The organism is Cellulomonas sp. P4_B5_2 (assembly GCF_056402235.1).
The window spans coordinates 1-2,949 of sequence record NZ_JBFUHU010000394.1; the positions used below are offsets into that span (position 1 = coordinate 1).

The window sequence follows — 2,949 nt, forward strand, 5'->3', positions numbered from 1 at the left end:
ACGACGCCGGACAGCACGACCGCCGCCTGAGCCGTCGTCGCCGCGACCCGGTCCTGCGCGTCCTCCAGCAACCGGTCGAGCCGCGTGGTGACGGTCGGGCTCGCCGCGGGGAGGCCGAGGGTGCGCGGAGCGGCCACCAGCGCGCGCACCGCACGCGCCGTCTCGTCGGCGGACCGGGCATCGAGGGTGGTGGGCACGGAGTCGAACGTGTAGGACACGACGAGGCGGTCCTCGGGCAGGTCGTAGCGGGCGGCGGGCACGGAGGTGGCGCTGGTGAGCGCGGACACCGCGACCCGGCCGGCGAGTCCACCGACGGTCCGCGGCGAGATCACGGTCGGCGCGACTCGCCACACCCGCGCCGCCGCGTCGACGGGTCGGAACACGCCGGTGACCGGCACGGCGATGCGTGCGCCGTCGGGGTCCACGACGGTGAGCGCGTCGCCGACGCCCACCCCGAGGGCGGCGGCGACCTGCTCGGAGRGCCCGACCTCCACGGGCAGCGGCTCGTCGCTCGGCACGGCGTCGGGCTCGATCGTCGTCGCGGGCGGGCCGCCGGCGACCCAGGTGACGGCACCGGTGGCCGGGTCGGTGACGTCGTACGTCCCGCGACCGACCCGCCCGTCCGCGAGGTAGGCGAACCGGAGCAGCACGGGCACTCCCCCGACGCTGCCCGCCGCGAGCTCGGGGCCGACGAGCGAGGCGACAGGTTCCGTGACAGCGGCGGCCACCGGGCCGGGCAGGTTGCCCGCGAGCAGCTGCGCGGTGCTGCTCAGCTCGTCCGCGGTGCCGAGACGCAGCTCCCGCACGTCGCTCCCGTCCCGCACGGTGACGGCGAGCGCGCTCCCCTCGTCGCCGGCGGCCGCGCGCACCTCGTCGGTCGCGGCGCGGTCCAGCAGGCGGGGAGCCGAGGACGCGAGGAACGTCACCAGCGCGACGACGACCAGTGCCAGCGCCAGAGGTCCGCGCGTCGCCCAGGCCTGCCGGGCGACCTGGTCGACGGGGATGGCGCCGGCCCACGGACGCGCCCGATCCTTCTCCCGCCAGGAGCGGCGGTTCATCGGGCACTCCCTGTCCGCAGGCTCGCCGCGGTCGAGCGTCGCGCGACCCGGCGCGCCGGGGGCAGCCCGACGAGCGCGCACCCCGCGAACAGGACGCCCAGCACCACCACCAGCGCGGCCCAGGGCCACACGACGAGCGCCGCAGGAACCGGAACCCCGCCGTGCCGCGCGGTGACCAGCGCGGGTCCGAGCACGAGCGAGAGCCCGGCGCCGGCGAGCGCGCCCAGGCCGACGGCGACGGCCGTGAGGATCACGTGGCGAGCAGCGCCCGTGGCGGACAGGACTCGACGAGGGACGCCCAGGGCGCGCAGCCGTGCCGTCTCGGCGGAGCGGTCGTGCGCGACGGCGAGCTCGCGCGCCACCGTGCCCGCCATCGCCAGCGCGAGGGCGGCCACCACCAGGAGCGCCAGGGCGACGGCCGCGGCGGCGCGCAGCGCCCCGGAGGTGAGCTCGTCCTCGAGGGCGGTGCGGGACACGCCTCCGGTCGCCGYGACCACCAGGTCCGGGTGGTCGGTCGCGACCCACCACTCGTCGACCACCGGGTCCAGGTCGCCGCGCTCGAGGAGGGCGCGCGACAGGGTGTCGACGTCGGCGAGGACCGCGGGGCTGTCCGGGGCGGAGGGCACGTAGGGCAGCACTCCCGCGACCACGGCAGGGAGCACCACGGAGGCGACGCCGAGGTCGAGCGCGTCGCCGACGGTCACGCCCAGCTGGTCGGCCAGCACTGCCGAGACGAGGACGGGCACCAGCTCCGTCGGGCCGAACCCGGCGACCACGACCTCGACCGACGTGAAGCCGAGCTCGAACCGCGAGACGCGGGCCGAGAAGCCGAGGGTGTCGGCACCGGCCTCGGCAACAGGCCGGCCCGCCAGGGCCCCGTCGTCGGCGCTGTCGCCGGCGTACGCGGTCCACGCGGAGGGGTCGCCCTCGTGCGACGACGCACCGGGGACGCGCACGGTGACCCTCAGCCGCGGCTCGTCGCCCTGCGCGAGCTCCACCCCGCCCGGCACCACCACGCGGACGCCGACGACGCGCCACGTCGCGTCCGTCGGAGCCGGGACCGTCACGGGCTGAGGGGTGCCGTCGAGCACGACGTCCGGCGCGACGGCGGCGACACGCTCGCCGTGCGCGCCCTCGAGCACGAGGGTCAGGTGGGCGGGCAGCGCCACGCCGTCGACGCCCTCCAGGCCACCGGTCACCTCGATCGGCACCGTCGCCCCCGAGACGACGAGTCCTGCCGACCCCTGCCGCGGCCGCACCGGGTCGGTGAGCGTCGACCACGTGGCCGCGCCGCCCAGCCGGCCGCGGACGAGGAGCGCGGCTCGGCTCGTGTCGATGGCGACGAGCGTGACGGCCCCGGGGCGCGAGCCCAGCGTGATCGTGCGGTGCGTGGTCGGGGCGACACCCGCCCCTGGGGCAGCTGCGGCGGCCACCTGCGCGCCCTGGTCAGGCGTGCCGTCGACCGAGATCTGCACGTCGCTGCCGACGTCGGCGGCGGCCTGGTCGCGCTGCGACGCGAGCCACGTCGCCTGGAACACCAGCGCGAAGGTCAGGGACGCGGCCGCGAGCGCGACGAGGAACACGCCCTGCGTGGCGCGGCCGCGGGCCACCTGCCACCCGGCCAGGGGCACGGCCAGGCCGCGCGCGCGACGCGCAGCCACCTCGGCACCGCGCACCAGCGGCGCCATGACCCGCAGGGTCACCGCGGCGGCCGCCACCAGGGCGAGCGTGGGAGCCAGGACGAGCACCGGGTCCGGGGCGCCCTCGTCGAACCGGTGGGCGCGCAGCTGGACCACGCCCAGCACGGCCAGCACCACCAGGAGCACGTCCACCCCCGAGCGCGCGACCCCGCCCGCCACGACGTGCCGCGCGTCGCGCGACGGGCCACCGA

2 protein-coding genes are annotated in these 2,949 nt (G+C 77.9%); both read right to left on the reverse strand.

From position 1 onward, the window contains the following. The coding region (locus AC1DUQ_RS20040; RefSeq protein ID WP_477074450.1) for a hypothetical protein at positions 1-1,058 on the reverse strand (1,058 nt) is incomplete at its 3' end. Further along, positions 1,055-2,949: ABC transporter permease family protein (locus tag AC1DUQ_RS20045; RefSeq protein WP_477074451.1), on the reverse strand; the 1,895-nt coding region annotated here is incomplete at its 5' end. The genes AC1DUQ_RS20045 and AC1DUQ_RS20040, both read right to left, overlap by 4 nt.